Source organism: Kribbella pratensis (assembly GCF_004366075.1).
GTDB classification, from domain to species: domain Bacteria; phylum Actinomycetota; class Actinomycetes; order Propionibacteriales; family Kribbellaceae; genus Kribbella; species Kribbella pratensis.
The window spans coordinates 1,822,184-1,840,339 of sequence record NZ_SODU01000001.1 but is presented as its reverse complement, the minus strand read 5'-3'; the positions used below and the strand labels follow the sequence as shown (position 1 = coordinate 1,840,339).

Genomic DNA, 18,156 nt, shown 5'->3' with positions numbered 1-18,156 from the left:
GATGACGCGGATCGCAGCGGTCCGGCCCGCGCTTCCGCCGTACCGGTATCCGCAGTCCGAGCTCACGGCCGCGTTCGAGTCGATCTGTCTCCCGGACGGCCGCGGTACGGCGTTGCTCCGCCGGCTGCACGCGAACGCGGGAGTCTCGTATCGGCATCTCGCGCTGCCGCTCGAGCGGTACGCCGTACTCAAGGACTTCGGCGAGGCGAACGACGCGTGGATCGCGGCGGCCGTCGACCTCGGTGCCGAGGCGGTCGCGGGCGCGGTGAAGGACGCGGGGCTGACGCTCGACGATGTCGACGTACTGATGTTCACGACGGTGACCGGGGTCGCGGCGCCGTCGATCGATGCGCGGGTGGCGATGCGGCTGGGGATGCGGGAGGACGTGAAGCGGCTGCCGCTGTTCGGGCTGGGGTGTGTCGGGGGAGCGGCGGGGATCGCGCGGCTGCATGACTACTTGAAGGCGTGGCCGAAGCATGTCGCCGTACTGCTGTCGGTGGAGTTGTGTTCGTTGACGTTGCAGCGGGACGACTCGTCGTTGCCGAACCTGGTGGGCGGCGCGTTGTTCGGGGACGGCGCGGCGGCTGTGGTGCTGACGGGGTCGGAACATCCGGCGGCGTCGGGCCCGTCCGTGGTGGCGACGCGTTCGCGGCTCTACCCGGACTCGGAGCGGGTGATGGGGTGGGATGTCGGGTCGGGCGGGTTCCGGATCGTGCTCGGAGCCGACGTACCCGAGGTGGTGCGCCAGTACCTGGGTGATGACGTGCGCGGGTTCCTCGGGGATCACGGGCTGACCGTTCCGGACATCGGGACGTGGGTGAGTCATCCGGGCGGGCCGAAGGTGCTGGAGGCGGTGGCGGAGACGTTGTCGTTGCGGCCGGGCGCGCTCGAACTGACGTGGAAGTCGCTCGACGCGGTCGGCAACCTGTCGTCGTCCTCGGTGCTGCACGTCCTCGGTGACACCATGAGGCTGGATCCTGCAGGTCCTGGGGTGTTGCTGGCGATGGGTCCTGGTTTCTGTTCCGAGCTCGTGCTGATGGAGTGGTGATGTACGGCTGGTATCTGGGGTTGGTGCTGCTCGTCGCTGCTGAGCGGGTGGCCGAGCTGGTCGTGTCGCTGCGCAACGCGAAGTGGAGCTTCGCGCAGGGCGGCGTCGAGTCGGGGCGTCGGCACTATCCGTTCATGGTCGCGCTGCACACGTTGTTGCTGGCGGCGTGCATGGTGGAGGCGCTGCACCGGCCGTTCGTTCCGTGGCTCGGTTGGACGATGTTCGTGGTCGTGCTGCTGGCGCAGGGACTGCGCTGGTGGTGCATCACGGTGCTGGGTCATCAGTGGAACACGCGGGTGATCGTCGTACCGGGTCTCCGGCTGGTTGCACGTGGCCCCTACCGGTGGATCCGGCACCCGAACTACGTCGCGGTCGTGGCGGAGGGAATCGCCTTGCCGCTGGTGCACACGGCGTGGGTGACTGCGGTGGTGTTCACCTTGCTGAACATCCCGCTGCTGGCCGTCCGCATCCGCGCCGAGGAGGCCGCGTTGAAGTCCGCGCTGGTGACGTGATCGATCTTCTGGTAGCTGGTAGCGGTCCAGCAGGCGCAGCCACCGCGATCCGCGCTGCGCTCGCGGGATTGTCGGTTGTCGTGGTCGAGCCGCGCTCGGCGCCGATCGACAAGGCGTGCGGTGAGGGCATCGCCCACAGTGCCGTGTCCTACCTCGAGCGGTTGGGCGTGGAACTTTCCGGCCGTCCGTTCCACGGCATTCGCTATCTCGACGGACGACACAGCGTCGACGCCCGTTTCGCTGCTGGTCCGGGCCTCGGAGTACGCCGTACGACGCTGCACGCCGCGCTGATGTCCCGGCTAGCAGCGCTAGATGTTCCGGTCCTTCGCGCCCGGGTCGGTCCCATCACGCAGAACACCACCTCCGTCACCGCCGCCGGCGTGACCGCCCGCTACCTGGCCGCCGCCGACGGCCTCCACTCACCCATCCGCCGCCAACTCGGTCTCCACTCACCCATCCGCCAACTCGGTCCCCACTCACCGATCCGCCAACTCGGTCGCTGGCAATCGTCCCAACCGCTCTCCCGCTCTTCTTCTCCCGCGCCGCACCGCGCCGCAGGCGGCGTGCGGCGCGGACTCCGCCAGCACTTCGCTGTCTCGCCCTGGACCGACCTGGTCGAGGTCTACTGGTCAAAGCTCGGCGAGGCCTACGTGACCCCGGTCGCCGACGATCTCGTCGGCGTCGCCGTCCTCACCTCCGCGCGCGGCACCTTCGACTCACATCTCGACGCTTTCCCCCTGCTGAAGCGCCGGTTACGTGGTGCGGTTGCGGCGAGTGCCGTGATGGGCGCGGGTCCGCTCCGTCAACGCGTCAGCGCCCGCACCGCCGGCCGGGTCCTGCTCGTCGGCGACGCCGCCGGGTACGTCGACGCGCTCACCGGCGAAGGCATCGCGGTCGCGTTGCGCACCTCCGCCGAGCTGGTCGACTGCGTCCGCGCCGACCGCCCACAGGACTACGAGGCAGCTTGGCGCCGCGTCTCCTGGGAATGCCGCCTGCTCACCGCATCGTTGCTGTGGGCCCGCAATCGCCCGCTCCTCGCGCCGCGGATCGTCCCCGCCGCGGCCGCGCTCCCGGGCGTCTACCGCACCATCGTGAACCGGTTGTCCTAGGCAAGGTTTTGGCGACGTCGTACGGCAAACGTCGTAGGGCCCGGCAATCGCTCAGACAATCGCCGGGCCCCACGGGCGGCCCGAGCTTCCTGGTGAAAAGCTCGGACCCGCAGCCTTTCCGGCCCCCTGGTGAAGGGTCGGACCTGCTGACAAGGAAGACTCTGTCAGGCGGATGTTGCCCAGCAGTTGCCGGAATATGAAGCCTTGTTACAGAGGGCTGTGGCGTAGATCTCAGTGCCAGATATTCAGTGCCCGATGTTCAGTGCTCCGTACGGACCGCGGCGATCTGCAATTGCAACGCCAGCCGTTCGCGCGGATCCGACAGATCGAGCTCGGAGAGCTCCCCGATCCGTTTCATCCGGTGCCGCAACGTATTGGTGTGCAGGTGCAGTTCCCTCGCCGCCCGCTGCGGCTGTCCCGGAAAGTTCAGCCAGGCCTGCAACGTTTCCACGTACCCCGTGTCGTGCTCGATGTCGTGGCGGAGCAACGTCGCGAGCGGACCATCCATCTTGGTGGTATCAAGCGACGTGACTGCCCGGTGCACCGTCAGCGCGTGCCACGCCTCTTCGACCCGCAACGCCGGCCCTGGCGCGACACCTCGCCGTACCAGACCCAACAGCTCGACCGCCTCGGCGCGTGAGCTCGGCAGATCCGCCGGACCGCGCGCGGGACCACCAGCAGCGGCGTACGTACCAGCCGACTGTTCGAGAACGAGTTTCTGCAACCAGGTCCATGACCCGGGTCCGTCAGTGTCTGTAACAACAGCCAGGACGGTCCCGTCGAGGTCAGCCAGCTGGGGCTCGCTCCAGCCGTGCCGGCGACCGGTCGACTCCCACAGGTCGAGTTGCTGCGGTACGTCGTACCCGTCGGGCGACCCGAGAGCCACAACCCGCCACGGCTGCCGCGGGAGCCGTACGTCGACCGGATTGTCCGGGGAGAACTGCCGCAGGAGCGTCCGCAGCCGGTCGATCGCACTCCGCCGCGCCACGTCGGCCTGAGCCCGCAGCCGCAACAGGTGCAAGGCGAGTACGGAGGCGGCGTTGCTGAGCTCCGCTGTGACCGCGTCACTCACCGGACCGTCGACAACGGCCCAGATGGACCCCAGCCACTCGCCACCAGCGCGGACCGGTACGACGAGACGCGGGCGGATGCCGTTCGGTCCGTCTGGGACCAGGAACGGCTCGCTGGATCGCGCTAGCCGTCGGAAGATGCCCCGGGCCCGGAAGTGTGCGATCACCTCGGGTGGTACTCGGCGTCCGACGATGGTCGACACACGAGTGGGGTCGGTGAAGTCCTGGCCGGAGGAGTACGCCAGGACCCTGGACTGGTTGTCCTCGATCGTCACAGGGGCGTCGACGATCGCAGCGGCGGCGTCTGCCAGTGCGAACAGCTCCTGGTGCACACCGGCGTCGCCAGCGGCGGGGGAGTCCGGTGCGGCCGCTCGGTCGAGTACACCGCGGAGCAGCCAGACCACATGCGCCCACGTCACGCTCGGCTGCAGTGCAACGAGGGTCATGGCCTCCCGCTCAGCTGCAGCCACCACGGTCGGCTGGTGCGCTAGCGCCGTACGGAGAACCACCCCTGAGGCGTTGCCGGCCGCGCAGCGCTCCACGAGCTCTACGGCGTCCTCTGCGTCGCGTAGACCGAGTCCGAGCACCAGGTCGCCCGGCTGGCCCGTCGCAGGTTCCTGCGGGTCGGCCAGGAAGACGTCCCGGACCTCACGGTCACCCTTGCCGGGCACTACGACCTCGAACAGGGCGGGACCGACGGCGACGATCAGGTCGGACGAGGAGATCATGCGCCCATTGTGCGGGTTATTGTGCGATGAGCACAGTCATTCGTCCCGGCAATGGTGTGATCGCACCATGACAGCCGCTGGTCGCGGCCCCACCATCGATACATGACCACAGCTGGTTCCACGTATCTGGTTCCCGATCGCGTCGCCGTCGTTGGCGCCGGGATGGTCGGCCTCGCCACCGCCTGGTTCCTCCAGGAGGCCGGCGTCGAGGTGACCGTGCTCGACCGTGAGGGCGTCGCCGCCGGCGCGTCCTGGGGCAACGCCGGCTGGCTGACGCCCGGCCTGGCCACGCCGCTCCCGGAACCAGCGGTCCTCAAGTACGGCGTCCGTGCGGTGCTGAGCCCTGCCTCACCGGTGTACGTTCCACCGACCGCGAGCCCGCGGCTCCTCAAATTCCTCACCCGCTTCGCTCGCAACAGCACCGCCGGACGCTGGAAGACCGCCATGGACGCGCTGGTCCCGATCAACCGGCAGGCCCTGCCCGCGTTCGACTTCCTGGCGAAGGCCGGGGTCGAGGCGCAGACCTACGAGGCCAAGTCGTTCCTGGCCGCCTACCGGACCGTCGAGGAGCGCAAGGTGCTGCTCGAGGAGATCGAGCAGATCCACGCCGCCGGTCAGGGCATCGAGTTCGAGGCGATCAGCGGCGACGACGCCCGCGAGATCGAGCCGTCGCTGTCCGACCAGATCGGTGCGGCGATCCGGCTGCACGGGCAGCGGTTCATCAACCCGGGCGAGTACGTCCAGCTGCTCGCCGACTCGGTGATCGCCCGCGGCGGGCAGATCATCAGCGGCGTGGTCGTGAAGGACATCGTCGACGAGATCCGCGGTGTCCGGCTCGTCACCGGTGACGGCGAGACCGATCCGTTCGACGCGGTCGTGATGGCGACCGGTGCGTGGCTGGGGGACCTGGCGCGGCAGTTCGGCGTCAAGACCGTCGTACAGGCCGGTCGCGGGTACAGCTTCAGCGTGCCGATGGCGCACGTACCGGCCGGTCCGGTGTACTTCCCGGCGCAGCGGATCGCCTGCACGCCGCTGGGCGACCGACTGCGGGTCGCCGGGATGATGGAGTTCCGCAAGCCCGAGGCGAAGCTCGACCCGCGCCGGATCGACGCGATCGTCGAGGCCGCCCGGCCGCTGCTGCGGGACGCAGACCTGGACGCCAGGACCTTCGAGTGGGTCGGGCCGCGGCCCTGCACCCCGGACGGCCTGCCGATCATCGGCGCGACCGCGTCACCGCGGGTGTTCGCCGCCGGCGGGCACGGGATGTGGGGCATCACGCTCGGCCCGATCACCGGCCAGTTGCTGGCCGAGACCATCACCACCGGCCGCGCGCCGGCGGAACTGCGTCCCTTCAACCCGCTCCGCTGACCTTCGGCAGGAGGGGCCCCAACGACGTGGTCCCTCCCTCTCGCTGACCGTCTCTTCGAGCAGCCCCTTCGGTGACCCTCCTCGGGCAGTACCTCACCTGCCCGCACCTCCTCAGGCCACCACGTTGCCGCTCCGGTCAGCCCTGAGAGCGGGCCCTGGCGTCTTTCTCCTGCCCAGGGCCCGCTCTTTTCTGTCGGTGGGCTGTGCGACTGTGCTTCCTCAGACTTCTGGGAGGGGTATGCCATGGTGCTGCGCTGGTACACCGTTGTGATCGACTGCCACGACGTACGCAAGCAAGCGGCCTGGTGGGCCGAGGCGTTCGGCTGGAAGACGATCATCGAGACCGACGAGGAATGCGTGAACGTGCCCGGCTGGGTCGAGCCGGACAGCATCAAGGACCTCCCGTGGGAGCGGATCGGCCCCGGGATGGTGTTCGTCCCCGTGCCCGAGAGCAAGACGCTGAAGAACCGCCTGCACCTCGACTTCGCGCCGCACACGAGCCAGGACCGCGAGGCCGAAATCGCCCGCCTGGAAGCCCTCGGCGCCCAACGCGTGAACGTCGGCCAACCCGAGGGGCCCGGCTGGACAGTCCTGGCCGACCCAGAAGGCAACGAGTTCTGCGTCCTCAGCTCCCGCGACTTCTGAGCCTCGCATGCTCACAACGGATTCCACGGTGCCCGCGCACCGCGTCCCGGAGCTGACCGACCTCATGCGTACGGCGTGGTGGATGACCGACCGTACGCCGGCGGACGTCCGCCACCTGCTCGACCACTCGGACCTGGTCATCGCCATCACCAACCACCCAACGGACCAACTGGTCGGTTTCGCCCGAGTCCTCACCGACTACGCGTACGTCGCCCTCGTCCTCGACGTGATCGTCGCCGAAACCCACCGCGGTTCCGGCGTAGGCGCTGCCCTACTGGACGCCGTTGTCACGCACCCCGCACTGGCCGACGTCCGCAGCCTGGAACTCGTCTGCCAGCCCGACCTGATCCCCTTCTACCGCCGGTGGGGCTTCACCGAACAAGTCGGCACTTCCCGGCTCATGCGCCGTACCGCCGATCGCCGACTGACCGACTGAACGGCTGGCGTCGGACAAAGCGGATCCGGGGACTCGATGGAGTCCCCGGATCCGGTGAGCTGTTTGGATCAGTGGGTGTGCGGCTCGGTGCCGTGCTCGGCTTCGTGGGCGGCGATCTGGGCCTTGACCTCTTCCATGTCGACCGCGCGCAGCTGGCCGATCAGGTCCTCCAGGCTCGCGGCCGGGAGCGCACCCGCCTGGGAGTACAGGACCACGCCGTCGCGGACCGCCATCAGGGTCGGGATGGACCGGATCTGGAAGGCCTGGGCGAGCTCGCCCTGCGCCTCGGTGTCGACCTTGCCGAAGGTGATGTCACCGTGCTGCTCGGACGACTTCTCGAACACCGGCCCGAACATCTTGCACGGGCCACACCACTCGGCCCAGAAATCCACCAGGACGAGACCGTCGCTACCGACCACGTCGTTGAAGTTCTCCTGGGTCAGCTCGACCGTTGCCACTACGACCTCCGAAAGTAGATGAGTACGTGTGTGTCAACACGGACCGGCGGCCGAATTGTTCCCGCATCCCCGGCCAGGTACGCCGGCCGTTCTCGTACGCCGTACGACCTGACCGGAATGCGGAGTCTCGTATGTGACCTGGGCCACGTTGTGTCAGATGGGCATGTCCACGAAGGGTGACGCGTAGTCCTTGACCTCGTCGAGGATCGAGGCGGCGGCCTCCGGGGTGAGGTCGGCGCGCTCGCGCTCCGCGACGATCATCTGCCGCAGCAGTCGGGTCTCACCCGCGGTAGCGAGACCGGTGATCTCGGGATGCCCGTTCAGCAGCCACGCGGTCGCGGCGGTGATGTAGCGCTGCTCGTCGAACGGCCGGTACCAGGTGTCGTACGACTTCTCCTCGCCTTCCTGCCAGTTCCGCCGGGCAATCATCTTGATCGTCATCAGTGCCGCGTCCGACGCCTTGACGGCCTCCACGAGGGCCGCGTAGTCATCGGCGTACTGCGGATCCGTGGACAGCTTGTAGTTCAGCGGCGTCAGCACGCTGTCGAAGTCGAACCGGCGCAGCCCCTCGGTGTGCACCGACGGCGCCTGCGCGGTGTGGCCGGTGATGCCGATCGCGCGGACCATGCCCTCGTCCTTGGCCCGGATCGCCGCTTCCAGCGATCCGCCCTTGCCGGTCACGAGATCGAGGTTCTCCAGGTCGCACACGGCGTGCATCTGGATCAGGTCGACGTGGTCGGTCTGCAACCGCTCCAGCGACCGGTTGATCTCGCTCCAGGCCTCCTCGAACGTCCGGCGCCCGGTCTTGGTGGCGAGGAAGATCCGGTCCCGGATCTCCGGCATCCGCGGTCCGAGGCGGAGCTCGGCGTCGCCGTAGTCGGCGGCCACGTCGAAGTGGTTGAGGCCGGCGTCGAGGGCTTCCTGGATCGACGCGTCGGCGCGGTCCTGGTCGACGCCGCCGAGCGATGCGGCGCCGTAGATCAGCACCGAGCTCTGGTGGCCGAGTCTGCCCAGTCGGCGAGTTTCCATCCTGGTCCTCCGGGGGTAGCAGGGATCACTCCGACCTTATGCCCGGAAGCGCTCTCGGCAAGCGGTTGTCCACAGCCGATTTTGACCCCTTCGGCACGGGAGAGTTTTCCACAGGCGGACCGGCTCATCGGTTACTATGAGTGATCGCTTGATGCGTTCCTTACCATGTTGTTCGCACGGATTTTCGAACCTGTCCGCGGCGTGTGGCATGGTGTGCGCTGCCCGCCCGACCCGAGCGGGCATGAGAGAGGAGCTATGACGACGGTACCGAAGGTGTCACGCTTGGCCGGTAAAAGTGACGGCGAGGGTGACACTGCCCGCGAGTGGGGTAACAGTATGGCAGCGGGGAGCGATGAACCATCCGGATCCTGGCCTCAGGTCTCCCGGAGTGCGGTCGCTTGCCGTATTCTCCCGGCTACTGTCCGCGTAACTGCTGTCTGAGGGGCGGGTAGGGATGAGTTGGTGGCGAACGTTGCTGAATCTGCCGCCAAAAGGTGAGCACTGGTCGGACCAGCGCAGGACAGATCAGCGCCGGAAGAAGGCGGGCAAAGGACGCCCGCAAAGCACCGCGCCGGAGTGGTGGGCCCACCCCGGCGGGCCGGTGTCACCTACCCCTCGCCAGGCGCAGGGCGTAGCCGCGCAGTACGCCGCTCCCCAGGGCCAGCCTCCGCAGAACCCGGCGCCGCCGCCCGGTGGCGTGATGGCTCCGCCGCGTCGTCCTGGTGCGCGCCCTCCGGAGACACCGCCGCAGGGCCCGGCGCCTCGCACCCCCGAACGCTTGAAACAGCGTTCGCCCCACGGCGCGCACGCGGCGCCGGGACCGGTCCGCGAGGTGCTGGAGCCCGGGCAGACCCCGTGGTCGACCGAACCGGAGTCCTCTTTCTCCACGTGGGCCCGGCGGTTCTTCCGCGGCCTCGTGGTCGTCGTACTGCTGCTGGCTGCGATCAGTGGCATCCGCTCCTGGATCGCACCCAACAAGACGCCGGAGACGGTGGTCAGCGGGCAGAGCAGCTTCCCCTCCGCAGAGGCGAGTGCGGTCGCGACGCGGTACGCCATGTCGTACCTGACCTGGGACGAGAGCAACCCCAACGCCCGTCCGGCGCAGATCGGGCTCGACCTGGCCGCCGGCCTGGACAGCGCCGCCGGCTGGAACGGCCGCGGCAAGCAGACCGCCGACGTCGCGTATCCGGGGGAGGTCACGGCCGACTCCAACGGCATCACGGCCGTCGTGGACGTCCGGGTCCGCGTGTACACGTTCACCAAGCGGGGCAGCAGTTGGGCCGCCGGCCCGATCGCCTGGCAGCGCATCTCGGTCCCGGTCGCGCGGACCGCGTCGAGGGTCGTGGTCAGCGGACCGCCGACGTTCGTACCGGACGAGCGGGCGCCGCTGCCGAGCAACATGCCGGAGGCCGGCAAGCCGGACGACGACCTGACCGCCGCGACCGAGACGGATGCGGAAGCGTTCTTCGCGGCGTATGCCGAGTCCGACAAGAAGGTGTCCGCGGTGACCGCACCCGGTTCGACCATCCGCAGCCTGAACGGTGCGGTGAAGTTCAGTGAACTCAAGGACTGGCAGGTGTACGCCGGCAACGACGACGAGCGGCGGGCGACCGCGGCCGTCACCTGGGACGGGGTGGGTGACACCACTCTGAGCCAGACCTACACGCTCACGCTGAGGCGTACTGTCGCCACGGACGGAGCACAGCGATGGCAAGTGGCTGCCGTCGGATGAATCCAGCTACTGGCCATCGGATGACCGAGGCAACAAGGGAGACACCGCAATGACGACTCACGAACTGGCTGCGAGCGTGCTTCAGCTTGCCGTGCCCATGGCCGACCCCAATGTGCCGACGGGCGCGGACTTCAAGGACTGGGTCCTGGTCATCGCGGGGAACATCTTCATCGCGATCCTCGTGTTGCGGGCCATCGGCCACTACTTCAAGCGCGAGTGGGGCGAGCTGTTCGGCCACATCGCGGCCGGGGTCCTGGTCGGCGGGCTGATCTACGCCAACAACCAGACCATCAACGTGCTCAAGGGCTTCTGGGGATTGCTGTCCGGAGGTAATTGATGCGAGTCGGCCGTACCCTGACCCACCACTTCGAGATCGAGACCCGGCAGTACGACCTGCTCGGGATCGACCTCGGAGAAGGCGCCCGGCGCCGGATGATCATCTTCGGAGCGGTGATCATCCTGCTCTGGATCGCGTTGCTGTTCCCGTTCATCGGCGTACCGAAGAAACCCACGGTCAGCCTGTACGTCGTGCCGCCGTTCGTGATCACCGCGTTCGGCTGGCGGCCCGGCAAGTTCCACGAGCGTCGCCGGCGGGTGACCGAGTGGGCGCTCGCCGTCCGGTACGCGTTGCGGGCGCACCGCCCGATCATCGGCCTGGGCGCGCGCGCCGCCGACAAAACGGAGTACCTGCCCTGGCGGGAGCGTGTCTCGACCCGGAAGGTGGCCGATCTGGCCAAGGCCCGGGTCACGCCGGAGTGGGAACGTGAGGTCGTGGTGGAGGTCGACCCGAGGGTCCGCGCGGGCGCGGACATCACCGTCAGCCAGCGGGCCCGCCTGCTGGGTTCGGATTACGTACAACGGGTGAGTCGCAGGACGTCGTCAGGGAAGGGCCGCGGATGAAGATCGCTGACAAGCTCCTGAACCTGGTGGGGGTCGGCCGCGAGCGCGGCTTGCCGCCACCTCGTCTTGTGGCCATCGCCGACGGCCTGCTGGTGACCGAGCGCAGCGCCGAGGCGTGGTTCCTGATCTCGGTGGCGAACACCGACCTGGCCACCGAGGCCGAGCAGGACGCGGCCCTCGACGCGGCGGTCAGCGCGGCGGCGACGATCCTCGGTGACCGGCTCAGCCATCTGAAGGTGGTCTGGGGCCGTTCGACCGGTCAGGACTACATCGACTCGGTGGCCGGCCACTACCGGCTCGGCGACCACGAAGCGTGGGCGCAGACCCGGGCCGACCGGATCGACGAGATGCGGATGCCGGAGCGGTACGTCGCGCTCGGCGTACACCTGTCCGACCGCGACCCGCGGGCAACCGCGCAGGTCCGCGGCTCGATCAGCGATGCCCTCGGTACGACGTCGTGGCGGGTGAGCGCGCGCGAGCTCGCGCACCTGGACGAGCGCGTGCGCAAGCTCGCCCGTCAGCTCGGCTCGACCGTGTGGCGGGCCCACACCGCGCCGGCTGAGGTGATCTCCTGGCTGATCAGCCGCGAGATGCACCGCGGTGCGGTCGCGGCGCCGCGACGCGGTCTGATCACCGGTGCCTCGCTGGCCCGGCTGACGTCCGGTCGCGTGGTGCCGTACACCGACCATCTGCGGATCTACGACACGCGTGGCCAGATCGCGGCGTACACGACTGTCCTCGCGATGACGGACTTCCCCGAGGAGCTCGAGACCCCGGGTGCGGGGGAGTGGCTGCGGACGCTGTCGGAGATCAAGGCGATCGACGACGACGGCGACGAGATCGACGTCACCGTCGAGGCCTCGGTCCGGTTTCGCGTACTGACGAAGAAGACCGCGCGCCACCTGGTCGACGAGACCCGGAAGAGCGCGAAGGAGCAGCGCCGCTCGGCCGCGAAGGGTACTGCGGAGGAGACCGCCGACGAGATCGTCGAGACCGAGCGCGTCATGCGCGAGGTCAAGCGCGACATCAACCGCAGCGGTCTGACCCTGGTCGAGGACCACCCTCGGTTGCTGGTCAGCGCGGACACGCGTGAGGACCTCGAGGCGTACGTCGACGCGGTCATCGCGCACTACGCGGACCGGGGCATCACCGTTGCCGCCGGAGCGGACGAGCAGCGCGATCTGTGGCTGGAGTCCTTGCCGGGCGACCAGCTGCGCGTGCCCGACCTCGGGCACGTGCGGGAGTCGACCGCGTTCTTCGGGTCCTGGTTTTGGGGCGGCGCGTCGATCGGTGACGCCACTGGGCCGGCCATCGGCTATCTGACCGGCTCTACACCGGGTTTGGTGCGTTTCGACGCCGCAGCTGGTTCTGCACTGGGTGACGCGACCACGACGCTGTTCCTGGGCCGGTCTGGTCGAGGGAAGACGACTGCCGCGATGCTGGGCGGTCTGGACTCCGCGTTCGCCGGTGCGTGGGTGCCGCTGCTGGACCTGAAGGGCGACGCTGCCGGCGTGTCCGCGGTCGCGGCGGAATACGGCGTACCCACTGCTGTCATTGAGATCACCGCACAGTTCTCCGGTGCTGCAGACCTACTGCGGGTGCTGCCCGTTGACGACGCACTGCTGCAAGCCCCTTCGCAGCTGATGCTGTTGCTGCCACCCCACCTGCGCGGTGCGGCTGAGGCGCCAGTCATGGCTGCCACCCGCGCCGAGATTCAGTCACCCGATCCGTCGTCGTGGGGTGTCATCCAGCGACTCTGCGCCTCCGATTCGGAGACCGTGCGGACTGTCGGCTTCGCGCTGCGCGACCTGGTCGAGACAGGTCTCGGCTCCGTCGTCGCCGGCCCGCCGTCCGGCCTCTCGTCGCTGACCACGAACCCAGGCCTCTGGGTCGTCCAGATGCCCGGCCTGACGCTGCCGTCCCCCGAGTCGGCCCCCGAGTCCTGGTCCCCGATCGAACGCGTCGGCATGGCCTGCCTGCGCGGCTGCCTGGCCTGGATGGTCCGTACGACGGGACGCCGCGAGTTCCGCGGCCGCTCCAAGGTCGTCATCGTCCCTGAGGTCCACCTGCTGACGAAGACCCCTGACGGCGCCTCGTTCCTGGACTACATCGCCCGTGTCGGCCGCGCCCTGGGCGCCTCCCTGGTCCTCGACACCCAGGACCCGGCGTCGATCCTGAAGCTCCCCGGCCTCGTCGAGCAGATCACCACCCTGTTCGCCTTCAGCCTCCGCTCCCGCGAACAGGTCGACTCGTTGCTGGAGCTCCTGGGCCGCCCGCAAACCGCGCCGTACCAAACCCTGGTCCGCGGCATCAACACCGCCGCCAACGGCAAATCCATCCGCCACGGCCACTGCATCATGCGAGACCGCTGGGACGAAGTAGCCACAGTCCAAATCGACATCCCCAGCCAGCAGGTAGCAGCCCTACTCCGCACCACCCCCGAATCCGAACACACGACCGCCGCGGCTCCCGCGATTCCGGCGTACGAACCCGAAGACCCCTTCGCAGACGACGAAGAGTTCCTCGAGCCGGCACCAGCTGCCCAACTCCAGGACCGCGTGATTTCGCCTGCCCAGCCGTCGGCTCCGACTGGTCCCGCCGCTGCAGCGCCCGTGCAGGTCAACCAGGCGCTCCCCACACCACCTGCCGCGGCCGCGACCTACCCAACGAACGGCAAGGCCCCTCAGCCCGCGGAGCCCCACTCCACCGAACCACCGCGCCAGCCCGCGCCTACCCCCTCAGCCACACCAGAACCCGCGGTAGAGGAGACCCCGCAACAAGCGTCCGCTCAGCCGTCCCAACCTGTCCCCCCAGCGGTCGCCCAACAAAACGGTCACCCGCCAATCCCCAACGGCCAAGACGCCCCCGAAGACCACCGTCACGCCCTCCGCCACGACTCACCGATCGGCCCCGACGAGGTCTACGACCAAGAAGCAGACGAGGCCGCCTACAACGAGGCGATGTACCCCGCCTACGACACCACCGAAGAACCCACCAAGCCCTCCAGCGGCAAGGAGCACGTCGCATGAGATGGCAGCGCCGAACCCAAACGGCGCTAACCGTCCTCGCCATCTCCCTGATCCTCACCTCTCAACTAGCCCTAGCCGCCGACCCCAACCAAGGCCCCACCAACCCAACCGGTTTCGGTGATCTTCTACCTACCCCTGACCTGACGCACGGTGATTCGCAAACGCTCTTCGAGCGGTACAGCCCGACGGTCTATGGGCTGGACTTCGAAACGAGCTTCCGCGATCCGATGGAGGCCGTCTTCAACGGCTACGCGCATATGGTGATGCTGTACATCGTCGCAATCACCCGGGCAGCGATCTCTGTCGGCTGGTGGCTGTTCTCGTTCACCGATCTGAAGCCGTTGACCGACACTGCTTCGTCGGCTATCGGTCTGGTGAACACGCAACTTGCTGGATGGTTGCTGCCGTCCGCTCTGGCGTTCGGCGCGATTGCGGCGTATGCACAGCGGCGCGCCAGCGGTAGTGCGATGAGTCAGTTGGTGTGGGTCTTTGCCGCAGGGCTGCTGGCAACGAGTTTCGCTGTCGCACCGGCGACCTGGCTGCACGGCGTCGATGGTGCAAGGCAGATTGGATCCGACGCGGTCGTCGGAACGTCCACCGAGGTACTCGGATCGACGACAAAGGTGCCGATCGAGTGGACCGAACCTAGTTTTGCCGGCTCCAAGCGTGACACGTTGCTGCGAAAATCCGGTGACGCAACCTGGCGAGCCTTCGCGGCGACCCCGTGGTGCGTTGCCGAGTTCGGATCTCTCCAGGCTTGTCAGCGCTACGGCAAGGCCATCCTCGACAAGGGCACCGACGGCGATGCTCGCAACAGCTACATCGACAAGGAGATCAGCAAGGCCGAGGGCGGCGGTGACGCGCCGACAGTGAAGTGGGCGAAGGGCGACAATCCGTTCGGCCGAGTAGGCGTGCTGACTCTTGGAGCGATAGCAGCGACGCTGTTCGCCTTCTTGACTGTGTCACTTGCGTTCACAGCCTTGATGGCATTCATCGGCTGCATGATCTTGCTGGTGGTCGGTGTCCTGTTCACCTGTCTGTGGGCTGTTCCTGGCCGGACCAGGCAGTGGGGAATGAACTGGTTCGAGGCCTTGCTCGGCCTGGTTCTGCAGTCGATCCTTGCTCTGCTGGTGTTCTCAACCACCTTGGCACTCGTCACTGCAGTCTTCAGCTTGACCGACACGCTTGGGTGGCTTCCTGTGAGTGGCCTCGCGATCGCCGTTCTCATCGCAGGATTCCGGCTTCGGCGGCTCTTCGAGAGCATGAGCTCGATGATGCGGCCAGGAATGGGAAGCCTGGTCATGGGAGGCCTTGCTCGCAGGGGAGCTATGGGGGCCGTCCGGCGTCTCATGGGCGTGGTAGGCAGCCGAGCTGCGAGTCCAACGGTCGGGGAGAAGAGCTCGAGAGGGTCGTACGAGACGCAAGTCGAGCGAGCCTCATCCGTCCGGGTCTTCCGACAGGCACCGGCGCTCGGGACCAACTATCGCATGCTGGCCGCACGACAAGCCCCGGCTCACGCGATGAGCTCTTCTGACCGTCGAGCTATCGAGCCGGCCGGTACAGCTTCGACTCGTGCGAGTTCAGGCGGAAGTCAGGAGTCGAAGCTGTCGCGCCTCAAGGACCATGCACAGACATCCAGTGGCGCGGCATCGGCGACAGCCGCTTCTGAGAAATCGGGTGGCACAACAACGACCTCCGGTCGGCGCCGAACGATCACAGTGGGATTGTCTTCCTCGCCGTCCGGTCGGTCGAGTACAGCGAATAGTGGATTTCAGTCGGGTGCTGCCGGTGGCGGATCATCGAACGCCGAAGCCAGGCAGGCCAGGCATGCGAAGTCAACCAGAAAGGACAGTCGTCCCGCCTCGCACAGCAGATTTGAGCCGAGAGTTCATACGCATTCGGCGAGCCTGCGCGACGGACCCCCCAAGGCAGTTCGTGATCGCCGCAAGGCACCGTCCAGTTCGGGCCGGCGGTTCCGTGAGTATTCGAGCGTCACGAAGGACGGCGTGACGGTCATGGTGCCAAGCCGCAGGTGACCAGACGATGAAGAGCGGCGGCGACTCTTCGCGGCGTGATCGCGATGACGATTCCGGCAGCCGGCCCGATGAACCGACGAACTGGCGTGACATGGTTCGGACGGGTTACGACTATCCCGACGAGATCGACCAGCTGAGCTGGCGAGAGCGTCGTCGGGCGAAGCGCACCTGGCGCCGTGACGATCACGCACAACGCGTGGCCTGGCTCCGTCAGCAGCGGCAGGCGGAGCCTTCGAGCCCGGTGACGGTCGTTGTCGCTGTCGTGATCCTCGCGATCATCGTTCTCGGTCTCGGCGGCGGCTTGCCGCGTTTGCTGCGAGGAGATGAACCTCCTACCCGTGGGGATGTTGGAGTGTTGACTCCTTCGCGACCGCCTGACGAGGCGCAGTCTCCTAGTGCACCACAGTCGACGACGACTCCCTCGAGCCCAGCGACGCTGCAGAACTCCACTCCGCCGATCCTGACAGAGCACCCGCCCGCGGCTGCAACGACAGCCGCGACGACTACCCTCAATGCTTGGGCACGGGTGTTCTACACACGTGATCCGTCGAGCGAGACATATGCAGATCTCATCGACAAGTCAGCTGCCTACATCACGACTGAGCTCGGAGAGAGCCTGCAGTCCGAAGGCGATTCAACCTACGACGCACTGAAGTCCGACGGTGGGAGATCCACTGTAACCGCGGTGAAAGTCGAGATGCCAAAGCCGGAATCAGCTCCGGTGGACACGCCGACGCGGATCACCCGCTTGGTCTCCGTCACGATCGATGTCACGGGCAAGCGCCCCAACCGGATGGTGCTGCCGCTCTTGATCACGTTGGTGCCTGAAGGAAGCAGTTGGGTGATCAGCGACCTGAACGGCGGGACCGGTCCATGAACGAATGGGGACTCTGATGTTCATGGATCGCGGTGCGGGAGGTGTCTTCGGCTCGAGCGCGAGCAAGCTCCTTGGTCTGAAGGCGCTCGGAGCAATGGCCGTAGTCGGTCTGATGAGCTTTGTCCTGATCGTTCCCTTCGGTGCTGGAGGTGATCGGTTCCTCGCGAGTTGCCCGCCGGGGAGCGGTGGTTCCCGGGTCGACGATCCGCCTGCGGATGCGCCGGTGCGAGCGAGGCAGGTTGCTTTCGCCAAGATCATCGACGGCGTGGCAGTGGCGCGTGGCCTTCCTGGTCGGGCGACTCTGGTTGCCTTGATGACGGCGCTGCAGGAATCGGGACTCGAAAATATCGACTACGGCGACCGTGACTCGGTTGGACTGTTTCAGCAGCGTCCTTCCGCGGGTTGGGGCACGGTCGAGCAGATTCTGGATCCGACCTATGCTGCCGAGGCGTTCTTCGGTGGCGCGAATCCACCAAGCCCTCCGGGCCTGGTCGACATCGACGGCTGGCCGTCTATGTCATTCACCGAGGCTGCGCAGGCCGTTCAGGTCTCCGCCTTCCCCGATGCCTACGCGCGACATGAGCGCACGGCGCGGCAAATCGCGGTGGAGGCAGGTATCGACCTTGAGCGGACAGGCGATCCTTATGCGGGACGCTCCGGGCCGAAACCTACCGTCGGACCATCGCAACCGACCGACGTCGACGACAACTGTGACGGCGGGGGTGGCCTGATCGAAGGCCGTCCCATCAACGGCGTGTGGCCCCCACAGACAGCAAGCGTCACGGATCCGACGGGGACAGGTGGGCTTGTGACCCAACGCACGGCCGCGTGGGTCGCGCAGGCTCGTGCTGCGCTCGCCAACCCGCCGATGAGCTGCTGGGACGCCCATGTCTGGAACCCCACGAGTGACCATCCGAAGGGGAAAGCGTGTGACGTCTTCGTCGGCGGGGACTCGCGGCGGTCCGCGCCGGCTAGAGCGAAGGGGGATCGCATTGCGAACTGGGCGATTCAGACGGCGGGAACGACTGGACTGCACTACCTCATCTGGTACGGGAAGATCTGGAGTGCACGCACCGGGCAGTGGAAGCCGTACAACGGCGGCGGCGTCTACGATCCGAGTGACGCGACAGGTGGCCACTACGACCACGTTCACGTGTCCCTCTACTGATTCCAACTGCT

Annotated in this window: 16 protein-coding genes; 13 read left to right on the top strand and 3 right to left on the bottom strand. The window is 67.5% G+C overall.

The features are described 5' to 3' along the window. Position 1 precedes the first annotated feature (1 nt). Genes EV137_RS08710 through EV137_RS08700 form a run of 3 tightly spaced genes read left to right on the top strand, consistent with a single transcriptional unit; the run spans position 2 to position 2,669 of the window. A complete protein-coding gene (locus tag EV137_RS08710) occupies positions 2-1,048 on the top strand; it encodes a type III polyketide synthase (RefSeq protein WP_133999744.1) in 1,047 nt (348 codons plus the stop codon). Continuing rightward, entirely contained in the window at positions 1,048-1,560 is a 513-nt protein-coding gene (locus tag EV137_RS08705) for an isoprenylcysteine carboxyl methyltransferase family protein (RefSeq protein ID WP_133999741.1), read from the top strand. The genes EV137_RS08710 and EV137_RS08705 overlap by 1 nt, the downstream gene beginning before the upstream one ends. Next, complete coding sequence (locus EV137_RS08700; protein WP_134127683.1) at positions 1,557-2,669, top strand: NAD(P)/FAD-dependent oxidoreductase; 1,113 nt, start codon at positions 1,557-1,559, stop codon at positions 2,667-2,669. Before EV137_RS08705 ends, EV137_RS08700 begins: the two co-directional genes overlap by 4 nt. A gap of 259 nt (positions 2,670-2,928) precedes the next feature. On the opposite strand, the gene EV137_RS08695 is transcribed toward EV137_RS08700, so the two are convergent. Further along, the gene (locus EV137_RS08695; RefSeq protein WP_134127681.1) at positions 2,929-4,467 is read right to left on the bottom strand and encodes a PucR family transcriptional regulator; all 1,539 of its coding nucleotides are present in this window, start codon (positions 4,465-4,467) and stop codon (positions 2,929-2,931) included. A gap of 102 nt (positions 4,468-4,569) precedes the next feature. On the opposite strand from EV137_RS08695, the gene EV137_RS08690 reads away from it, so the two are divergent. The 3 genes from EV137_RS08690 to EV137_RS08680 all read left to right on the top strand — a co-directional run bounded on the left by EV137_RS08690 (position 4,570) and on the right by EV137_RS08680 (position 6,916). Then, a complete protein-coding gene (locus EV137_RS08690) occupies positions 4,570-5,835 on the top strand; it encodes an NAD(P)/FAD-dependent oxidoreductase (protein ID WP_133999729.1) in 1,266 nt (421 codons plus the stop codon). Between the two features lie 243 nt (positions 5,836-6,078). After that, a complete protein-coding gene (locus EV137_RS08685; RefSeq protein ID WP_134127679.1) occupies positions 6,079-6,480 on the top strand; it encodes a VOC family protein in 402 nt (133 codons plus the stop codon). A 7-nt stretch (positions 6,481-6,487) separates the two neighbouring features. Further along, positions 6,488-6,916: a GNAT family N-acetyltransferase gene (locus tag EV137_RS08680; protein ID WP_134127677.1), complete on the top strand. Its 429-nt coding sequence runs from the start codon at positions 6,488-6,490 to the stop codon at positions 6,914-6,916. A 68-nt stretch (positions 6,917-6,984) separates the two neighbouring features. Here EV137_RS08680 and trxA read toward each other — a convergent pair whose 3' ends face one another. Both trxA and EV137_RS08670 read right to left on the bottom strand, forming a co-directional pair. After that, positions 6,985-7,374, bottom strand: coding sequence for a thioredoxin (trxA, locus tag EV137_RS08675; protein ID WP_133999720.1), 390 nt, complete (start codon positions 7,372-7,374; stop codon positions 6,985-6,987). Positions 7,375-7,527: 153 nt separating this feature from the next. Further along, complete coding sequence (locus EV137_RS08670) at positions 7,528-8,403, bottom strand: aldo/keto reductase (RefSeq protein ID WP_134127675.1); 876 nt, start codon at positions 8,401-8,403, stop codon at positions 7,528-7,530. A 778-nt stretch (positions 8,404-9,181) separates the two neighbouring features. Between EV137_RS08670 and EV137_RS08665 the strand changes: the two genes are divergently transcribed. From EV137_RS08665 to EV137_RS08635, 7 genes are read left to right on the top strand one after another with little or no spacing between them, the layout of a single operon-like run. Next, positions 9,182-10,135, top strand: a complete 954-nt coding sequence (locus EV137_RS08665; RefSeq protein WP_133999713.1) for a conjugal transfer protein — start codon at positions 9,182-9,184, stop codon at positions 10,133-10,135. Between the two features lie 49 nt (positions 10,136-10,184). After that, entirely contained in the window at positions 10,185-10,472 is a 288-nt protein-coding gene (locus EV137_RS08660) for a hypothetical protein (protein ID WP_130380595.1), read from the top strand. Continuing rightward, positions 10,472-11,035 (top strand): hypothetical protein, encoded by a 564-nt coding sequence (locus EV137_RS08655; RefSeq protein WP_133999710.1) that lies wholly within the window; start codon positions 10,472-10,474, stop codon positions 11,033-11,035. Before EV137_RS08660 ends, EV137_RS08655 begins: the two co-directional genes overlap by 1 nt. After that, entirely contained in the window at positions 11,032-14,064 is a 3,033-nt protein-coding gene (locus EV137_RS08650) for an ATP-binding protein (RefSeq protein WP_134127673.1), read from the top strand. Before EV137_RS08655 ends, EV137_RS08650 begins: the two co-directional genes overlap by 4 nt. Next, positions 14,061-16,100 carry a hypothetical protein gene (locus tag EV137_RS08645; RefSeq protein ID WP_134127671.1) on the top strand — a complete coding sequence of 680 codons (2,040 nt, stop codon included), beginning with the start codon at positions 14,061-14,063 and terminating at the stop codon, positions 16,098-16,100. Before EV137_RS08650 ends, EV137_RS08645 begins: the two co-directional genes overlap by 4 nt. Before the next feature lie 7 nt (positions 16,101-16,107). Next, on the top strand, positions 16,108-16,977 hold the full coding sequence (locus tag EV137_RS08640; protein ID WP_134127669.1) for a hypothetical protein: 870 nt from the start codon (positions 16,108-16,110) through the stop codon (positions 16,975-16,977). A gap of 22 nt (positions 16,978-16,999) precedes the next feature. After that, positions 17,000-18,145, top strand: coding sequence for a VldE C-terminal domain-containing protein (locus tag EV137_RS08635; RefSeq protein WP_134127667.1), 1,146 nt, complete (start codon positions 17,000-17,002; stop codon positions 18,143-18,145). The last annotated feature ends 11 nt before the right edge of the window (positions 18,146-18,156 follow it).

Bases quoted from the DNA above. Each gene is read 5' to 3' on its own strand.
- EV137_RS08645 (WP_134127671.1), top strand. From the start codon at position 14,061: ATGAGATGGCAGCGCCGAACCCAAACGGCGCTAACCGTCCTCGCCATC.
- EV137_RS08695 (WP_134127681.1), bottom strand. From the start codon at position 4,467: ATGATCTCCTCGTCCGACCTGATCGTCGCCGTCGGTCCCGCCCTGTTC.
- EV137_RS08660 (WP_130380595.1), top strand. From the start codon at position 10,185: ATGACGACTCACGAACTGGCTGCGAGCGTGCTTCAGCTTGCCGTGCCC.
- EV137_RS08650 (WP_134127673.1), top strand. From the start codon at position 11,032: ATGAAGATCGCTGACAAGCTCCTGAACCTGGTGGGGGTCGGCCGCGAG.
- EV137_RS08710 (WP_133999744.1), top strand. From the start codon at position 2: ATGACGCGGATCGCAGCGGTCCGGCCCGCGCTTCCGCCGTACCGGTAT.
- EV137_RS08655 (WP_133999710.1), top strand. From the start codon at position 10,472: ATGCGAGTCGGCCGTACCCTGACCCACCACTTCGAGATCGAGACCCGG.
- EV137_RS08635 (WP_134127667.1), top strand. From the start codon at position 17,000: ATGGATCGCGGTGCGGGAGGTGTCTTCGGCTCGAGCGCGAGCAAGCTC.
- EV137_RS08690 (WP_133999729.1), top strand. From the start codon at position 4,570: ATGACCACAGCTGGTTCCACGTATCTGGTTCCCGATCGCGTCGCCGTC.
- EV137_RS08670 (WP_134127675.1), bottom strand. From the start codon at position 8,403: ATGGAAACTCGCCGACTGGGCAGACTCGGCCACCAGAGCTCGGTGCTG.
- EV137_RS08705 (WP_133999741.1), top strand. From the start codon at position 1,048: ATGTACGGCTGGTATCTGGGGTTGGTGCTGCTCGTCGCTGCTGAGCGG.
- EV137_RS08640 (WP_134127669.1), top strand. From the start codon at position 16,108: ATGAAGAGCGGCGGCGACTCTTCGCGGCGTGATCGCGATGACGATTCC.
- EV137_RS08680 (WP_134127677.1), top strand. From the start codon at position 6,488: ATGCTCACAACGGATTCCACGGTGCCCGCGCACCGCGTCCCGGAGCTG.
- EV137_RS08685 (WP_134127679.1), top strand. From the start codon at position 6,079: ATGGTGCTGCGCTGGTACACCGTTGTGATCGACTGCCACGACGTACGC.